The 16,220-nt window shown below is 58.9% G+C and carries 17 protein-coding genes and 1 tRNA gene; 4 read left to right on the forward strand and 14 right to left on the reverse strand.

Going from position 1 to position 16,220, the window contains the following annotated elements; genetic code table 11:
• Window positions 1–8: 8 nt before the first annotated feature.
• From AAF739_13855 to AAF739_13865, 3 genes are all read left to right on the forward strand, one after another.
• The gene (locus tag AAF739_13855) at window positions 9–1,568 is read left to right on the forward strand and encodes an undecaprenyl-phosphate glucose phosphotransferase (GenBank protein MEM6383753.1); all 1,560 of its coding nucleotides are present in this window, start codon (window positions 9–11) and stop codon (window positions 1,566–1,568) included.
• The gene (locus AAF739_13860; protein ID MEM6383754.1) at window positions 1,565–2,896 is read left to right on the forward strand and encodes a hypothetical protein; all 1,332 of its coding nucleotides are present in this window, start codon (window positions 1,565–1,567) and stop codon (window positions 2,894–2,896) included. The genes AAF739_13855 and AAF739_13860 overlap by 4 nt, the downstream gene beginning before the upstream one ends.
• A 60-nt stretch (window positions 2,897–2,956) precedes the next feature.
• Window positions 2,957–3,033, forward strand: a tRNA-Pro gene (locus tag AAF739_13865).
• Between the two features lie 159 nt (window positions 3,034–3,192).
• Here the strand turns inward: AAF739_13865 and AAF739_13870 are convergent.
• The 7 genes from AAF739_13870 to AAF739_13900 form a co-directional block, all read right to left on the reverse strand.
• Window positions 3,193–3,735 (reverse strand): response regulator, encoded by a 543-nt coding sequence (locus AAF739_13870; GenBank protein ID MEM6383755.1) that lies wholly within the window; start codon window positions 3,733–3,735, stop codon window positions 3,193–3,195.
• Window positions 3,736–3,832: 97 nt separating this feature from the next.
• Window positions 3,833–4,498 carry a MerR family transcriptional regulator gene (locus tag AAF739_13875; protein MEM6383756.1) on the reverse strand — a complete coding sequence of 222 codons (666 nt, stop codon included), beginning with the start codon at window positions 4,496–4,498 and terminating at the stop codon, window positions 3,833–3,835.
• A 157-nt stretch (window positions 4,499–4,655) separates the two neighbouring features.
• On the reverse strand, window positions 4,656–4,958 hold the full coding sequence (locus tag AAF739_13880; GenBank protein ID MEM6383757.1) for an integration host factor subunit alpha: 303 nt from the start codon (window positions 4,956–4,958) through the stop codon (window positions 4,656–4,658).
• 196 nt (window positions 4,959–5,154) lie between these two features.
• Window positions 5,155–6,150, reverse strand: a complete 996-nt coding sequence (locus AAF739_13885; protein MEM6383758.1) for a beta-ketoacyl-ACP synthase III — start codon at window positions 6,148–6,150, stop codon at window positions 5,155–5,157.
• Window positions 6,147–7,271, reverse strand: coding sequence for a phosphate acyltransferase PlsX (plsX, locus tag AAF739_13890; GenBank protein ID MEM6383759.1), 1,125 nt, complete (start codon window positions 7,269–7,271; stop codon window positions 6,147–6,149). The genes AAF739_13885 and plsX overlap by 4 nt, the downstream gene beginning before the upstream one ends.
• A 172-nt stretch (window positions 7,272–7,443) precedes the next feature.
• On the reverse strand, window positions 7,444–7,998 hold the full coding sequence (locus AAF739_13895; protein ID MEM6383760.1) for a DUF177 domain-containing protein: 555 nt from the start codon (window positions 7,996–7,998) through the stop codon (window positions 7,444–7,446).
• Window positions 7,999–8,000: 2 nt separating this feature from the next.
• Window positions 8,001–8,690: a ubiquinol-cytochrome C chaperone family protein gene (locus tag AAF739_13900; protein ID MEM6383761.1), complete on the reverse strand. Its 690-nt coding sequence runs from the start codon at window positions 8,688–8,690 to the stop codon at window positions 8,001–8,003.
• 101 nt (window positions 8,691–8,791) lie between these two features.
• On the opposite strand from AAF739_13900, the gene AAF739_13905 reads away from it, so the two are divergent.
• Window positions 8,792–9,310, forward strand: coding sequence for an outer membrane protein assembly factor BamE (locus tag AAF739_13905; GenBank protein ID MEM6383762.1), 519 nt, complete (start codon window positions 8,792–8,794; stop codon window positions 9,308–9,310).
• Window positions 9,311–9,391: 81 nt separating this feature from the next.
• Here the strand turns inward: AAF739_13905 and AAF739_13910 are convergent, their stop codons facing one another.
• The 7 genes from AAF739_13910 to nrdR form a co-directional block, all read right to left on the reverse strand.
• On the reverse strand, window positions 9,392–11,524 hold the full coding sequence (locus tag AAF739_13910) for a sodium-translocating pyrophosphatase (GenBank protein MEM6383763.1): 2,133 nt from the start codon (window positions 11,522–11,524) through the stop codon (window positions 9,392–9,394).
• 221 nt (window positions 11,525–11,745) lie between these two features.
• Window positions 11,746–12,975 carry an MFS transporter gene (locus AAF739_13915; protein MEM6383764.1) on the reverse strand — a complete coding sequence of 410 codons (1,230 nt, stop codon included), beginning with the start codon at window positions 12,973–12,975 and terminating at the stop codon, window positions 11,746–11,748.
• Between the two features lie 74 nt (window positions 12,976–13,049).
• Window positions 13,050–13,538 carry a transcription antitermination factor NusB gene (nusB, locus tag AAF739_13920; protein ID MEM6383765.1) on the reverse strand — a complete coding sequence of 163 codons (489 nt, stop codon included), beginning with the start codon at window positions 13,536–13,538 and terminating at the stop codon, window positions 13,050–13,052.
• Window positions 13,539–13,541: 3 nt separating this feature from the next.
• Window positions 13,542–13,970, reverse strand: a complete 429-nt coding sequence (gene ribH, locus AAF739_13925; protein ID MEM6383766.1) for a 6,7-dimethyl-8-ribityllumazine synthase — start codon at window positions 13,968–13,970, stop codon at window positions 13,542–13,544.
• Window positions 13,971–13,996: 26 nt separating this feature from the next.
• Window positions 13,997–14,599, reverse strand: coding sequence for a riboflavin synthase (locus AAF739_13930; GenBank protein MEM6383767.1), 603 nt, complete (start codon window positions 14,597–14,599; stop codon window positions 13,997–13,999).
• 8 nt (window positions 14,600–14,607) lie between these two features.
• Window positions 14,608–15,684, reverse strand: coding sequence for a bifunctional diaminohydroxyphosphoribosylaminopyrimidine deaminase/5-amino-6-(5-phosphoribosylamino)uracil reductase RibD (gene ribD, locus AAF739_13935; protein MEM6383768.1), 1,077 nt, complete (start codon window positions 15,682–15,684; stop codon window positions 14,608–14,610).
• Window positions 15,681–16,211, reverse strand: a complete 531-nt coding sequence (nrdR, locus tag AAF739_13940; protein ID MEM6383769.1) for a transcriptional regulator NrdR — start codon at window positions 16,209–16,211, stop codon at window positions 15,681–15,683. The genes ribD and nrdR overlap by 4 nt, the downstream gene beginning before the upstream one ends.
• Window positions 16,212–16,220 lie beyond the last annotated feature (9 nt).

Below are 16,220 nucleotides of genomic sequence, written 5' to 3' on the forward strand. Positions count from 1 at the left end.
TGGGTGACATGCTGCTGAGCTCCGGCCAGATTGTCCGCGAGGAATTGAAAGCTGCCAGTTTGGACGCTGCCGGAAACGGCGCTTCAGCGTCCAAGGCTTCGGCCATGGAAACGCTTTCAGACCGAGCACGCGAGCTCGCAGCGACCCTTGAAGGAAAGTCCTTCTCTCCAGTCATCCTGGCCGGCATCGTCCGCATGGTCGAATGGTTTGTCATTCTGCTTGTGGGCTGTGCGCTTTACCTCGGATATCTGCAGGCCGAACTTGGCTTTTCGGGCGCATACGCTGCGATCATCGCCGGGATCGCGACCGCAAGCATTATCATCTTCCAGATTCTCGGTTTGTACACGCCCTACGGAATGCGGTCCGTTGGCTACCAGGGCTTGCGGCTTGTCGCAGGTTGGACAGCTCTGTTTGGTGCGATGCTCGCGGTCGGGTTCTTCTCCAATCTGGGTGATGATGTCAGCCGCTTGTGGGTCGGACTGTTTTTTTCCATCGGCCTGCTCGCCTTGATGGTTTTCCGCAGCGGATTGATTGCGCTTGTCAGCCATTGGACCCAACAGGGCCGGTTGATGCGCCACGCCGCCATCGTCGGCAGTGGCGGAGATGCCGAACAGCTGATCCAAGCTCTTCGCGCTTCCTCGACAAGCGACCTGAACCTGCTGGGCTTCTTTGATGATCGCAGTGCCGATCGCAGTGACGAGACATGTGCGGGCCTGCCAAACCTGGGTTCAGTGAGCGATCTGGTTGCCTTCGCTCGCATCGCACCACTCGATTTGGTGATCGTGACTTTGCCGGTCACGGCGGAGAGCCGGGTGCTGAACATGGTGCGGAAACTGTGGGTCTTGCCGATTGACGTCAGGCTGTCCGCGCACACCACAAAGCTGCGCTTTCGGCCGCGCGCCTACAGCTACATCGGCAACGTGCCGTTTTTTGCCGTCTTCGATCGCCCCCTCGCCGATTGGGACCATGTCCTAAAGGCGCTGCTCGATCGCGTGATCGGCGCTATGATGCTTATCGCCCTAGCGCCCGTCATGCTCATGACGGCCGTCGCCGTCAAACTGACCAGCAAAGGCCCCATCCTGTTCAAGCAGAAGCGCTTCGGCTTCAACAATGAGCCGATCGAAATCTACAAGTTTCGCTCGATGTATCATGACTTGTGCGATGCCAACGCGGCGCGGGTCGTGACACGGGACGACCCACGGGTCACGCCGCTTGGTGCCTTCATCCGCAAGACCAGCCTCGATGAGTTGCCGCAACTGTTCAATGTGGTTTTCAAAGGCGACCTGTCGCTGGTTGGACCAAGGCCGCATGCCGTACAGGGCCATCTGCGCGGCACACCGTTTGAAAAGGTGATTGATGGATATTTCGCGCGCCACCGGGTGAAACCGGGCATTACCGGATGGGCACAAGTGAACGGCTGGCGCGGCGAGATGGACACGATGGAGAAATTCGAACGGCGGGTGGAGCATGACCTCTACTACATCGAGAACTGGTCCATTCTTCTCGATCTGCAGATCATAGCCATGACCCCGCTGGCGCTGCTCACGAAAAACGAGAACGCATATTGACCGACATCAGTGGGTCTCGGTTGACCGGCACCGTCGCGACCACCAATGGCCGACTGCGATCACCCCAGTTTGCACAATCAAACGTCGATCCACGGCTTACATGGCTAGGCCTTGGGTTCATGTGGATCGTGGCGTTCTCGAGCTTCTTCGTTCTGTTTGAGCCAGCGCCCTACGAATTTCTCGCAATCGCAGCTATTGGCACCGCTTTCCTGTTTGGGATGGCCATTCCCAAGCCGATCATTTTACCGCTCGCCCTGCTGATCGTTTATGTGGCTGGCGGCTTTGTCGGGGTCATGATCGCGCCGGATTTCGGTGAGGCGCTTTTTCAAATGAGTGTTACCGCGTTCCTCGCGTCCACTAGCCTTCTGTGGGCGTGCTTTGTCTATCGCGACACGCTGGCTCGAATGGCTTTGGTCGTGAACGCGCTGCAGTGCGGAGCGATCCTTGCGACGCTGATCGGCATTATGGGCTACTTCAATATCGGTGGTACTTTTGAGCTTTTCACGTTGTACGGACGGGCGCGCGGGCCTTTCCAGGATCCAAACGTTTTTGGCCCATTTGTGGTAGGTGGCGTCGCTTTCGCGATCTACGCGATCCTATCGCGGCCCATGAGCAAATGGCTGTTTCCGATGACCGTGATTTTGATCGGGACGCTGGGTATTCTGCTTTCCTTTTCGCGCGGTGCCTGGGGTTTGACAGCATATTGTGCGGGCGTCATCACACTCTTGCACTTCGTTTTGACAAACAGTGCGGCGCAACGCTTGCGGGTTATCGTACTTTCAATTTGCGGCATCGCGGTGCTCACCGGCGGTGTGGTAATCGCACTATCCGTGCCGGCAATCGGCGACCTCTTCACCGTTCGCGCCAGTCTGGTTCAGAACTATGATGCGGGAGAGCTTGGCCGCTTCGGCCGGATCGTCCGCGGTTTCGCTATGGCCCCGGAATATCCGCTGGGTCTGGGCGCGTTCGGCTTCAAAGAAATCTTCGGGATTGACCCCCACAACGTGTATCTCAATGCGTTAATGGCGCACGGATGGATGGGGTTCTTCGCCTACACCACACTGGTTTTCCTGACCGCGTTTCACCTTCTCAAAGTGGTTTTGTACAATCCGCCCTTTCGGTCGGTTGCGATACCACTGCTGGCCCTTTTTACGGGCCTGATGCTGGTTGGAACGTTCATCGACACCGATCGCTGGCGGCAGTTCTTTATGATGCTCGGTTTGAGTTGGGGTCTGATCGGCGCGTCAATCGCCAACCCTTATCAACCTCGCCGGACGCACCAAAAGCGCCAAACAGTGCCATTGGCCGCCGCCTCTCTCAAAGCTTGAACTTAGGTTCATCCGCACGGCCTTGCGCTGCGGGCGGTGCGGGGCTATTGACGCTGCCGTCGGAGCGTAGCGCAGCCCGGTAGCGCGTTCGTCTGGGGGACGAGAGGTCGTGGGTTCGAATCCCGCCGCTCCGACCACCTCATAAGTCCCATGCAATGGCCTTGGACGCGCATGCGTTTGCACAAGGCGCTTGAGCAAGATATCGCGCAATGCGCCCGCTGCTAACTTTGGCAGCGCGTGTTTTGCCGCCCGGTCGTTTAGGCGCTCAGGCGTTTGAGGCGAGACGGCGATCGGCGCTAAACGATCTCAAACGTCTCAAGATCGACTGAGGCTGCCGAAGCTTTGGGTGCGCCAGAATCTGCGCTCCCACGGTTTGCGGCGTGTCTCGCGATGCTCGGATTCTCTGGACCAAAGTATGTCTGAGTTCGAATGAATGGCTTCGGTTGAAGCACGGCGCGCGCGATCTGAAGATACAGCCGAGCAGGCGCGACGGGCTTGGCAACATAGCCATTGACCCCGAAGTCCAGCGCTCGCAAAATCTTGCTTTGCTCGTCGTGACCCGACATCATGATGACCGTTTGATAGGCTGACGGATGGCCTGGACGACGGATCTGCTGCATAATCCACTCACCCGTTCCGTCGCCAAACTCCCAGTCAAGCAAGACAATGTCAGTCTCTTTCTGGAGAATGCGGTCGAGCGTTTCTTGGGCGGATGACGTTTCCGCAATTTGCCTGGCACCAAACGCCCTTAGCGCTGGGCTGATCAGGCGCCGCATGAAACGGCTATCATCGGCCACAAGAAAGCGCAGCGAAGACAAGTCAATCTTGGGAGCTTGCATGGTGAGGAGCTCAGCGCGCGATTGTAGGAGTGGGCACCCAGCCATGCCCGCGCGCAATTGAATACTGATAGCGTAAATTTTTGATTGCTATGGCGCGTTATGGCCGCTCGTCTGCGCCCGCACCGTCGGATGACGGCCCGGTCGTTCCCGGTCGCGCGTCGTCGAGCATGTTCTTACACTCAATCAAATCTCGCAAAGCTGTAGCCAACGCGTTGACATCTGCATGCGAGAGCCTCGCTCTGCCACCATTGTCTTGTGTCATTGCCGTAGTACCACCTGCCGGACGTGGTTCTCTGGCAGAGATATTGGATGTGTCGGCGTTGTGAGAAGAACTTGCGGTTTCTATGTGGGATGGCGTTGAAGCTGCCCCAGTGTGCGCCTGTTGCGGGGGTGGAGACGGCGCATCCGCTGGAACTGTTCTTGGTTGAACATCGGCGGGTGCCTTCGGAGCATCCACCTGGGGTGCAGCCTGCGGCGACCCATCGTCTCCCTGTGCGGAGACGAAAGCCACACCTTGCTCCCGCAAGATGCGTTGCACGCCTTTGATCGTGTAGCCCTCTTCATACAGAAGATGGCGGATACCCCGCAGCATCGCGATGTCCGTGGGGCGATAATAGCGCCGCCCACCGCTGCGCTTCATCGGTTTGATTTGGCTGAACCGGGTCTCCCAGAAGCGCAGGACGTGCTGCGGTAAGTCGAGAACATCAGCCGCCTCGCTTATCGTTCGAAATGCATCTGGACTTTTCGTGGAGCCACGCGCCATGGGACCAGCCTACGCAACCGCAAATTGACGAACTTGACTGACCCGGGTGCCGCGAATCAGCATCGTCACCTTAGGGCAGCCAAGCGTCCGCACCCAAGAGGTTTATCGGCAAAGAAAATAGGAAATCGTCTCTCAGAGCGGCTTTCGGGGGGACCCGCTAGCGCTTCTGGCCTGCATCGACGCGCTGTTTAAGAATGTTGGAGGGCTTAAACACCATGACGCGACGTGGCGTGATCGGGACTTCTTGGCCAGTCTTCGGATTGCGTCCAATGCGCTCGTCTTTGTGGCGAATGACAAAGGTCCCGAACGATGAGAGCTTGATGTTCTCTCCGGCGACCGCGGCCGCCGCGATCTCTTCTATGACTGCCTCTACGAGGTCAGCGGCTTCCGCACGCGAAAGACCCACCTTCTCATAGACCGCTTCACACAAGTCCGCCCTCGTTACCGTTCCGCCAGCCATACCGGTCTCTTTTTACGTTTTTTTGGGTTAACGACGATGGGGCGTTCTAATGGGTCGTTTCGAAGCCGGTCAATTCTCCGCACCGACAAACGCGACGAAATCGATTTGATTCGCTGAGAATCAGGGAAATATCGTTGTTTGGTCGAGACTGTTGCACGCCTGCAACGTAGCTATCGCCTTGGCAGATAACCGTTTTTCACATGCGCACGAGGGTGGCGCCCCAGGTGAAACCACCGCCCATCGCTTCAAGCAGACACAGATCGCCTTGCTTGATCCGGCCGTCGGCAACCGCTTCGGCAAGTGCCAGAGGAATGGAGGCAGCAGACGTGTTTCCATGATGATCGACGGTCGTCACAACCTTGGCCGGATCAATCTTCAGCTTGCTGGCCGACGCATCGATGATGCGCCTGTTGGCCTGGTGCGGGACAAACCAGTCGATATCGTCACCTGAGTATCCGGTCTGCTCGAAGACATCCACGATCACGTCGGTGATCATGGAGACCGCGTGTTTAAAGACTTCGCGCCCTTGCATGCGCAAGACACCGGCCGTTTGCGTTGTCGAGGGACCGCCATCGACAAATAGCTTGTCCATGTGGCGACCGTCTGAGCGCAGAGCTGACGCGATGACACCGCGATCACCGGTCTGCATGGGTCCTTCCACGGCCTCCAGCACCACGGCACCAGCCCCATCAGCGAACAGGACGCAGGTTGTTCGATCCGTCCAATCGATGATCCGTGAAAAGGTCTCAGCGCCGATGACCAGCGCACGTTTTGCAAGGCCCGCGCGCAACTGTGCATCGGCGGTGGTGATGGCATAAACAAAACCGGAGCAAACTGCCTGCATGTCGAATGCAAAGCCTTGCGTCATACCCAGGTTGGCTTGGACCTGTGTCGCCGTTGCTGGGAAGGTATGATCCGGGGTTGCTGTTGCAAGCACGATAAGATCGATGTCTTGCGCGTCCAGATTTGCGTTCTGGAGAGCGGTGCGCGCTGCGTGGGTCGCAAGGTCGCTGGTGTGTTCATCGTCGGCCGCAATGTGTCGCGATCGGATGCCGGTTCGCTGAACGATCCACTCGTCCGATGTATCGACCTTTTCGGCGAGATCATCATTGGTGACTTTATTGGCAGGGAGGTAACTCCCAACCCCCACCAAACGGCTGTAGAGCGCGGTTGAAGTGTTGCCGTCGGTCATGAATGTGTTCCAGTTGCGGCCACGCGCTCATCTCCATGGGGCGCGGCCTCGCTGCCAGTCGCTGCATCGTCGGGCTGCGCGGCGGCGGCCGCTTCACTCGCTTGCTGTAACTGCTCGGCAATCGTTTGGGTCAGACGATTGCGCACCATGAGCCGCGCCAAATCAATTGCCGAAGCGATGCCAACAGCGTCCGCCCCACCATGACTTTTGACGACGGTCCCATTCAGGCCAAGAAAGATGCCACCATTGACCCGACGTGGATCAAGCTTCCGGCGCAGCGCATCAAAACCTGGTTTCGCCAACAGCGCACCCAGCTTGGTCTGCAAGCTCGCGCCCATCGCATCCCGCAAGTAACCGCTAATCTGGCGGGCCGTCCCTTCCGCCGTTTTCAAAGCAATATTGCCCGAAAAGCCTTCTGTAACCACGACATCCACCCGGCCTGTCCCGATATCATTGCCTTCGACAAACCCAATGTAATCCAATCCGTCATAACGCGCTTCGCGCAGATGCTGGCCGGCGTTCTTTATTGGCTCCAGCCCCTTAATCTCCTCGGTCCCGACGTTCAACAGACCAACAGTTGGTCGCTCCAGGCCGAATAGCGTGCGGGCCATCGCGGACCCCATCAAGGCGAAATCAACCAGCATCTGCTTGTCGGCGCCAACAGTTGCACCAACGTCAAGGACAATCGATTCTCCCCTCGTTGTTGGCCAAATCGCAGCAATGCCGGGGCGGTCCACGGTGGGTAAGGTCTTCAGGCAGAATTTCGACATCGCCATCAGTGCGCCCGTATTGCCCGCGGATACGCAAATGTCTGCCTCGCCCTCTTTGACGGCTTCAAGCGCTTTCCACATGGATGAGGTTCGCCGGCCCTGGCGCAGCGCTTGACTTGGCTTGGCATCCATTGAAATGGCAACGTCCGTGTGGACCACGCTTGAAACCTCCCGAACCTTGGGAAAGCCAGCCAAAAGCGGATCGATCTTGGCTTCGTCACCCACCAGGACAAAACGCAGCTCGGGATAGCGCTGTTTCGATATGCCAAGACCGGGGATGATGGCGTCTGGGCCGATATCACCGCCCATCGCATCAACCGACACCGTCAGCTGGTCTTTGCCGTGCGCCATAAGGCCCTCTGTGGTTCCGATTCGGCTAAGGTCGCTGTTCAGCGCTTCACTCAGCGTGAATGGCGCGCCAAATCAAGGACGCGTCCGGACCGTCGTACTATATCCGATGGCGTCCATATTAAAGGGTATCGCTTGCATCGATCCACACGCATGAACGGCTAGGATCGCCGATTCAACGGTCGGGTTGCCCGCGTAGCTGCGCCAAAACAGCAAAAGGCGATTGGCTGGCCTCAGGCGACGCTTCATCCGCAGCCGCCAAAGGGTCCGGTGCTGGCATGGGCTCTGCATCCGGATGGCGAGGATAGCGATCGATAGCCAGGGAGAAATGCTGAAAGGCCAGCTCGGCAACGTCGGCCCCCTTAGCGTGAAGCGGCTCGGGGTCATCAGCCGCAAAGGCATCCAATTCAACGTCTTCGCCGCTCTGAATTGCCTTCTCGGGCCAATAGGTTTGCTCAAAAACCTCGTTCACGGCGGCGTCGAAGGGCAAAAGGGTCTGGCTGCATACATATCCAACCGTCGCCTCAACCGAACCCTCCACCAACAGCTTTCCGCCCGACTGGCGCTGCGCTGTGGCGCGCATTGAGAAATCGCGAACGCCAGCCAGATCACACCGATCAGCCAAACAGCCACACTGCTTATCATCAAAGTGCAAGGTGAGTTGCAGCTTTGAACCCGCCTCCTCAGGAGCGACCCACAGCTGCGGCAAGCCGGGATTTCCGCGAGACATCGTCAAGGCGTGGCCTCTTTTTGTGGCGAGCCTGTCTCTTCGAGATAGCCTTTGACGAGTATGTCAACGTCCGGCCAAGCAAAGCTACCCTCACAGACGGTTGTGTCATCCTGCTGCGCCAATGCGACGTCGGCTGCCTGCAGATAGGCCGCCAGGATTCCACCGTCGACCTGCGCGTAGTGCTCAAGCTCGCTTTGCTCTAAGGCCTCGGTTTCGATGGTCTCACCACGCGCAGCAGCAGCGGTCAGAACGTCCGACCGATCGGCATGAAAGACGATGCCCCCAAGGTTGCGCATAACAACCTCGGCGAGTTGATCGCGATCGCCAGCATCAAGCGCTTCGCCATAGGCCTTACCGCGACCCAAAAACGCTTGCGCGAGCAATTTGAGGCGTTTGGGGACCTTCCGGTCGCTAACCCCGGTTTCGCGCAAAGCGCGATCAAGGTCCTTGAACAAAACATCCGAAAACGTTTGTGCGCGTGCAGCCGCTTCCTGACGGCGATCGCCCTCCACCTTGTTGAGGCGACGCAATGCGAGGATAGCGTGCGCCATCAGCATATCGAAACGTCCTGAAATAGTGTCGGGCACCCCTATCCGTTCATAGAGGCCTGCCTGTCGCGACGCCTCGGCAACGTTCTGATAGATTGTGTACGGTACCGTATCGTTGCGCCGTTTCCAGAAAGCCAGCACCATCGTGTTGCCCTATTGATTTGAGTTGGGTACGTCCACTGGCGTGCGCCACGGGCGCTTCGGACGCGCGTTCAAGCGTTTGAGGATTGTGAGGAGGTATAGGGTTGAGCGAGTTGGGATTAAAGGGGTGCGGCGTCGGGGCGCGCACCGTTCGGCCACAAAAGTGTTTATCGACCGACCGGCGTAAGTTTGTTTTCGGTCTGGCAGGGATCGCGGCTACAGCATTCCTGGGTGGATGCAACACGGCGCAGACCTTCAACCACGGCTTCACCATGCCCGAAGATGGGCTGGCACAGGTTCCGGTGGGCTCATCGCGCGATCAGGTGTTGATCGTGCTGGGTACACCCCAAACCACCGCCACGCTGGACAACGAGGTCTTCTATTACATCTCGCAGCGCAGTGAGCAGACGTTTGCCTTTTCGCGCCCTGAGATCGTCGAACAGCGCGTGGTCGCCGTGTACTTTGATGAGACCGCGCTGGTTGAGCAGATCGCAGACTACGGCCTGCAAGATGGGGTCATTTTCGACTTCGCCAGCAACACCACACCCACCGGCGGGCGCGACCTGACCTTCATCGGTCAAATACTCGGTGGCTTGGGTAGCGTTCCTCAGGACCTGTTCTAGGCGTCCACCGACTGCTGCGTAATGAAAAAGCCCGCCAGGAGCGTTCCGGCGGGCTTTCGTGTTTGCATCGTGCTTTTGCCTTTAGCCGTGTGCCAGCACCGCCAGGAGCAATAGCGCCACGATGTTGGTGATCTTGATCATCGGGTTCACGGCCGGACCGGCAGTGTCCTTGTAGGGGTCTCCGACGGTATCACCGGTGACTGACGCCTTGTGCGCTTCGCCACCCTTCTCGTGCTTCACACCATCCTTATCGACGAAACCGTCTTCAAAGCTCTTTTTGGCGTTGTCCCATGCGCCGCCTCCGGCCGTCATGGAGACGGCAACGTAAAGCCCGTTGACGATCACGCCGAGCAGCATCGCACCGACCGCTGCGAACGCTTGGTCTTTGCCCGCGATTGCATTGATCACGAAGAACACGACGATGGGTGAGAGCACTGGCAGCATCGAAGGCACGATCATTTCCTTGATCGCCGCACGTGTCAGCATGTCGACAGCCCGAGCATAGTCCGGCTTGGAGGTGCCCTCCATGATACCCGGATCAGCCCGGAACTGGCGGCGTACCTCTTCGACGACAGCGCCCCCTGCCCGGCCAACAGCGGTCATGGACATGCCACCGAACAGGTACGGCAGCAGACCGCCGAACAAGAGGCCCACAACAACGTAAGGGTTGGACAAGGAGAAATCGACAGCAACGCCCTCAAAGAATGACCCTGCTTCGGCATTGTTGGCGAAGAACTTCAGATCCTCGGTGTAGGCCGCAAACAGTACGAGTGCTCCAAGGCCCGCCGAACCGATAGCATAGCCTTTGGTGACGGCTTTGGTTGTGTTGCCGACCGCGTCCAGCGCATCGGTCGTCTCACGCACCGAATCTGGCAGGTTCGACATCTCTGCGATACCGCCAGCATTATCGGTGACCGGACCGAACGCGTCGAGCGCCACAACAATACCCGCCAAGGCCAGCATCGTTGTGACCGCGATGGCGATACCAAACAGACCCGCGAGCAGATACGTCGAGATAATGCCTATGATGATGATGATTGCCGGCAGCGCAGTCGCTTCGAGCGAGATGGCAAGGCCCTGGATCACATTGGTACCGTGACCGGTGACGGACGCCTGGGAGATAGACCGGACCGGGCGATACCCAACACCGGTATAATATTCGGTGACGACAATAATCGCGCCAGTCACCACGAGCCCAAGCACTCCGCACAAAAACAGATCGAGACCTGTAAAGCTTGTTCCGCCGGAGGTGGTGAACGCGCTATCGGCGCCAAGCCAGCCCCAGGTGATCCCGGCAAGCGCGATGATCGAAAGGACTGCCGCCGCCCAGAAGCCCTTGTAAAGTGCTCCCATGATCGAGTTGTTCGAGCCCAAGCGAACGGCGAAGGTGCCGATGATCGAGGTGATCACGCAGACCCCACCGATCAGCAGCGGCAGGAGCATCATCTGCGATGCCGCTTCGCCAGTGAAGAAGATCGAGGCGAGCACCATGGTCGCCACGACGGTCACCGCGTAGGTCTCAAAGAGATCAGCGGCCATGCCCGCGCAGTCACCGACATTGTCGCCCACATTATCGGCGATCGTCGCCGGGTTGCGGGGATCGTCTTCCGGGATGCCAGCTTCAACCTTACCGACGAGGTCGCCACCAACGTCGGCGCCCTTGGTGAAGATGCCGCCGCCAAGCCGGGCGAAAATCGAAATCAGTGATGCACCAAAGCCGAGCGCCACAAGCGAGTCGATGACAACGCGCGAGGTGTTCTCAAAGCCCATCGGGCCGGTAAGAAGGTAGTAGTAGACCGCCACGCCCAACAGCGCGAGGCCCGCCACAAGCATCCCCGTTACCGCACCTGATTTGAAGGCGATGGACAGGCCTGCTGCGAGGCTCTGCGACGAAGCTTGCGCAGTGCGGACGTTCGCTCGTACCGACACGTGCATGCCGATGAAGCCCGCCGCCGCCGACAGAATCGCGCCGATGGCGAAACCAATGGCCACTTCCATCCCAAGTAGGAAATAGACCACCACAAAGATCACGACTCCGACCACGGCGATGGTCAGGTATTGCCTGGTAAGGTAAGCGGACGCGCCTTCCTGAATGGCGCTGGCGATTTCCTGCATGCGCTGATTGCCGGCATCGGCGGCCATCACCGACTGGGCGGCCCACATGCCATAGACGAGCGACAGCACACCGCACGCGATGACGAATAACAGTTCCATGAATTTAACCCCTTGGAGCCACGGGCACTGCCTTGATCAGGCAATGCGCTCCTTCGCTTCGGTCCACCCCTTGCGGACCTTTCAGAAGACCGGGACGCTTCCACCGTTAACAGGTTGAGGGTTTGGCCGCCCCTATCGCGCTCTTACTGGCAAAGCGTGCGATGCTTCGCAAGCGCAACCTGAGCATTGGAAGATAATTGCGCGCTAAATTAGACGAAAGTTCAAGCGGCCGCGGCTTCAGCTTTTCGGCCACGGGTCACCAGCAGAACCGCCGCGATGAACGTAATCGGCAGCAGCAGCCAGTTGATCAGGTCCCAGCCGAACATGTGCAGAAGGCCGCCGGAGGAGAAGCTGGCGAACGCGACGAAGCCGAACACAACAAGATCGTTCCAGCCTTGCACCATATTGCGCTCTTCGGGGCGGTAGCACTCAGTCAGCATCGCCGTCGCGCCAAGGAAGCCGAAGTTCCAGCCAACACCGAGCAGCACCAGCGCCGCCCAAAAATGGAAGACGGACAAACCGCTGAGCGCGACAGCCGCGCAGACAACCAGAAGGGCAAATCCTGCAAGGATAACGCGTTCGGCACCAAACCGCGCGATCAGCGATCCGGTAAAGAAGCTCGGCGCGAACATGCCGATAACATGCCATTGAATACCCAAAGCTGCTTCGCCGACCGTATGCCCACATGCAATCATCGCAAGAGGCGCGGCAGTCATCGCGAGGCTCATCAACCCATACGCCACGACCGCGCTTGAAAGCGCGGCCTGAAAGCGCGGCTGCTTCGCAATTTGCCAGATGGTGCGCGTGTTCGCTTTAGCGCTGGCTGACACCGGTTCAGGTTTGGGAAGGTCCACAAAGCTGACGATGGCGATCGAAAGCAGTGCAAGGCCTGCCTGGCCTAAGAACGCGCCTGCGAACAGGACGGGATCGAAAAGGTCATTGAAAGCAATGACCACTTGCGGGCCAATCAGGCCGGACGCGACGCCCCCGGCGAGAACCCAGGAAATCGCTTTGGGACGAAAAGCCGGTGACGCTGTGTCGGCTGCTGCGAACCGATAGGAATGCCCCACAGCGCCGAACATGCCTGACATGAACGTTCCGATGCACAGAAGCCAGAAGGTACCGGACAAGACGCCTTGCATGGAAATCAGACCAGCAATGACGCCCCAAGCGGCCGCCGCGATGTACACAGGACGACGTCCGACCCGCGCCATGATCTTTTGCGCCGGAAGCGTGAAGAACGCCGTCCCGACAATGAACAGCGATACGGGAATCGTCGCAAAGGCTGCCTGATCAGCGGGCAACACGTAGCCGCCGGCCAATCCAGCGGTTGCGATCACGATTGATGCGTTCGCTCCGCCAAGCGCCTGCCCTGCTGCCAGGATATAGGCATTCTTGCGGGCACGGTTGTCGTCGTAGGCTTCAAGGCCAGTGTCTGCGGCGAGCGTCATAGCTTCCCTCTTGAGGCAGGAAGCAAGCACAGTCTACCTGCAAAAATCCCTATGGCGCGGCCGCAATTCAACCGCTACGCACGCGTCGGCTTGCTGCGAAACTGGCCGGCCAGGGTGTTGAGAAGGCCATTTGTCAGCCGGACCTCAGCGTCATCGTAAAAGGCACGGGCGATATCGACATACTCGTTCAGAAGCACGCGCTGCGGAATATCGTTACGGCGCATGATCTCAAACGCACCCGTCCGCAAAACCGCCCTCAAGAGTTTGTCGATGCGGGTCAGAGGCCAGGCATCAGGCAGTGCGGCGTGGATGGCAGGATCAAGAAGCTTCTGCTCTTTGACGACGCCGGTCACAAGATGCCGAAAATAGCCTCGGTCGGCTGGCCTGTAGGCCCAACCGTCGATTTCCTCAACGAGGCGAAATGCCTCGAACTGAGCAAGCGTTTCAGGTAGTGTCGTTTTGCCGATGTCCATTTGATACAGCGCCTGAACAGCGGCAAGCCGCGCGACACCGCGCGCGTTGGCAAGGCGACCGGTTCCGGGGCGTGGTTCGCTGTCGACCATCCGTCAGGCGCCCATCTGCCCACGCAGGTCGACCAGTGCGATGGCAGCCGCCGCTGCGCCACCGCCTTTGTTTTTGTCAGACCGTCGCGCGCGCGCCCATGCCTGATCGCCGTTCTCAACGGTCTGTATGCCGTTACCGATCGCAAGACCCGGGTTCATCGTCAGGTCCATCAAGGCTCGCGCGCTTTCGCCGGCCACATAATCGTAATGGGTCGTCTCGCCTCGAATGACCACGCCGAGCGCAATGTAGCCGTCAAAGGTTGTTGCGCCCCGTTCCGCAATGATAATAGCGCCGGGAATCTCCAGAGCGCCAGGAACCGCGATGCGCTGAAAAGTATGGCCCGCAGCCTCCAGCGCTTCTTGTGCCCCTGCACACAATTCATCGAGGAGATCGGTGTAGAAGCGTGCTTCTACGATAAGAAAATGCGCCATGGTCAGCCTGGAAACGTGGGGGGCGCTTACTGGGCGCTCATCAGGCGCTCCGCATAACGCGCCATCAGGTCGATCTCAAGGTTCATTGTATCGCCTTCGGCGCGCACACCCCATGTGGTAACTGCCAGTGTATGGGGGATAAGCATAAGCGTGAAACGATTGCCATCGATACTGTTGACCGTGAGCGATGTCCCCTGAAGACATACGGACCCCTTCTTTGCGATGAACCGGGCCAACTCATCGGGCGCCTGCAGTTCGAACAAGCTGGTGTTCTCACCATCTTCGCGACGGGTGACGATTGCCATGCCATCAACATGGCCAGTCACCAGATGCCCTCCCATCTCGTCACCCAGTTTTAGTGAGCGCTCCAGATTAATGGACGTTCCCTGTGACCATGCTCCAAGGGTTGTCAGCCGCAAGGTCTCCACTGATGCATCTATGGTGTACCGCGCACCTGCGTCGGTATGCTCCAGCGTTGTCACCGTCAGGCAGCAGCCATCATGCGCAATGGATGCGCCAAGATCGATACCAGCCGCGTCATAAGGGCTTTGGATCGTAAAGCGGCGATCTTCCCCCATCGGCTCGACGCCAGCGACCGTTCCGACTGCAGTGACAATTCCGGTGAACACATAGCCTCCTAAATGGTAGCAATTTCAACGCGTGGTGGGTTGTCCGCTTCGGCCAGAGGGCTTGCTGCCTCTGCGACCATGTTGGGAGCGAGCACCATCAGCGCATCGTCTCCCACGCGACGTTTGCTGCGAGCTGTCCAATCGGAAAGCCCCGCACGTGCGAGATCGTCAAAAGGGTCAGCATCAAAGGGCTTGATGGCGCCGTGCCCAATAACCCCTTGACCCTTGAGAAGCAGAAGTTCGTCGACAAAACGTTCGCGAAGCAGCAAGCCCGCCAGCGTGGCACCGCCTTCCACAAGCAACTCGCCAATACCGCTGCCTGCGAGCATGCGCAGGTTGGAGCGGACCGTGTGTTTGGGCAGATGCCAGGCCTCCGTCCCAGGATCATCCCCACCAAAGACCACCCGGCGAGGTGACCGCCGCTCAAGACCCGGCAAGCGCACGGTCAGCTGCGGTTTATCAGTTCTCCAGGTGCCTGCACCCACAGCAATCGCATCCATGCGCGATCGCAGTCCGTGCATAAGCCGATTTGTCTGCTCACCTGTGATGGCAATTTGACCTTGTCCTGCAGCGCCGATCGCACCATCCGCGCTGAGCGCTAGTTTGAGTGTGACATGCGGACGGTCGAGGAGAATGCGAGCAATATGACCACGATGAGCGCGCTCCGCGTCGGCCTTGATGTCGGCAAACGGTTCAACATCGACCGTGATGCCAGCCTGCCGCAAAGCGGATGCGCCGCTTCCCGACACGCGTGGATCAGGATCACCGAGCGCAACCACAACACGTTTGACGCCGGCAGCGACGAGCGCGTCTGAGCAAGGCGGCGTTCGGCCATGATGGTTGCATGGCTCCAGGCTCACATAGACCGTCGCCCCCTGGGCGCGATGGCCTGCCTGTTTGAGCGCAACGGTCTCGCCGTGGGGGGTACCGCCATTTCCCGTAACGCCGCGACCTACGACAACGCCCCGGCTCACGACAAGACAACCAACGGCCGGATTCGGCCATGTACGGCCGCCACGCTGTGCACCCATACGGATCGACGTCGCGAGGAACCGCCGGTCCAACTGATCAGACAAAGCTGTCACCGCGGAAAATCTCGAATGACATCGTCGGGATCAGCGCGTTTCTCCGCTGCGGTGCCAGCCTTGGCTGACACCCGAGACGAGCTCGCCAATTCCTCCACGAACTCTTCAAAGTCGCGAGCCTCGCGGAAATCCTTGTAGACCGACGCAAAGCGCACATACGCGACATCGTCGAGACCCTTGAGCGCTTCCATGACAAGCAGACCGATCTGATCGGACGCGACATCGGTCTCACCGGTGCTCTCAAGTTGCCGAACGATCCCCGAGACCAAGCGTTCAAGCCGCTCTTCCTCAATGGGTCTCTTGCGGGCAGCGATGGTCACGGATCGAAGAAGCTTATCGCGATCGAACGGCTCGCGCTTTCCCTCGCGCTTGACCACCGTAAGCTCACGCAGCTGAACCCGCTCAAACGTCGTGAAACGACCACCGCAGTCGCCGCACACCCGGCGGCGACGAATAACGGCATTGTCCTCTGCAGGCCGACTGTCTTTGACGTGTGTGTTCAGGCTTTGACAGAACGGACAGCGCATCGAAGATCA

Source organism: Pseudomonadota bacterium (assembly GCA_039024915.1).
GTDB lineage: Bacteria > Pseudomonadota > Alphaproteobacteria > Rhizobiales > MH13 > MH13.

What these genes read in the sequence shown, in the direction of transcription:
- AAF739_13855 (MEM6383753.1), top strand. Translation starts at nt 9, where the DNA reads ATGCTGCTGAGCTCCGGCCAGATTGTCCGCGAGGAATTGAAAGCTGCC.
- AAF739_13870 (MEM6383755.1), bottom strand. Translation starts at nt 3,735, where the DNA reads ATGCAAGCTCCCAAGATTGACTTGTCTTCGCTGCGCTTTCTTGTGGCC.
- AAF739_13875 (MEM6383756.1), bottom strand. Translation starts at nt 4,498, where the DNA reads ATGGCGCGTGGCTCCACGAAAAGTCCAGATGCATTTCGAACGATAAGC.
- AAF739_13880 (MEM6383757.1), bottom strand. Translation starts at nt 4,958, where the DNA reads ATGGCTGGCGGAACGGTAACGAGGGCGGACTTGTGTGAAGCGGTCTAT.
- AAF739_13885 (MEM6383758.1), bottom strand. Translation starts at nt 6,150, where the DNA reads ATGACCGACGGCAACACTTCAACCGCGCTCTACAGCCGTTTGGTGGGG.
- plsX (MEM6383759.1), bottom strand. Translation starts at nt 7,271, where the DNA reads ATGGCGCACGGCAAAGACCAGCTGACGGTGTCGGTTGATGCGATGGGC.
- AAF739_13895 (MEM6383760.1), bottom strand. Translation starts at nt 7,998, where the DNA reads ATGTCTCGCGGAAATCCCGGCTTGCCGCAGCTGTGGGTCGCTCCTGAG.
- AAF739_13900 (MEM6383761.1), bottom strand. Translation starts at nt 8,690, where the DNA reads ATGGTGCTGGCTTTCTGGAAACGGCGCAACGATACGGTACCGTACACA.
- AAF739_13910 (MEM6383763.1), bottom strand. Translation starts at nt 11,524, where the DNA reads ATGGAACTGTTATTCGTCATCGCGTGCGGTGTGCTGTCGCTCGTCTAT.
- AAF739_13915 (MEM6383764.1), bottom strand. Translation starts at nt 12,975, where the DNA reads ATGACGCTCGCCGCAGACACTGGCCTTGAAGCCTACGACGACAACCGT.
- nusB (MEM6383765.1), bottom strand. Translation starts at nt 13,538, where the DNA reads ATGGTCGACAGCGAACCACGCCCCGGAACCGGTCGCCTTGCCAACGCG.
- ribH (MEM6383766.1), bottom strand. Translation starts at nt 13,970, where the DNA reads ATGGCGCATTTTCTTATCGTAGAAGCACGCTTCTACACCGATCTCCTC.
- nrdR (MEM6383769.1), bottom strand. Translation starts at nt 16,211, where the DNA reads ATGCGCTGTCCGTTCTGTCAAAGCCTGAACACACACGTCAAAGACAGT.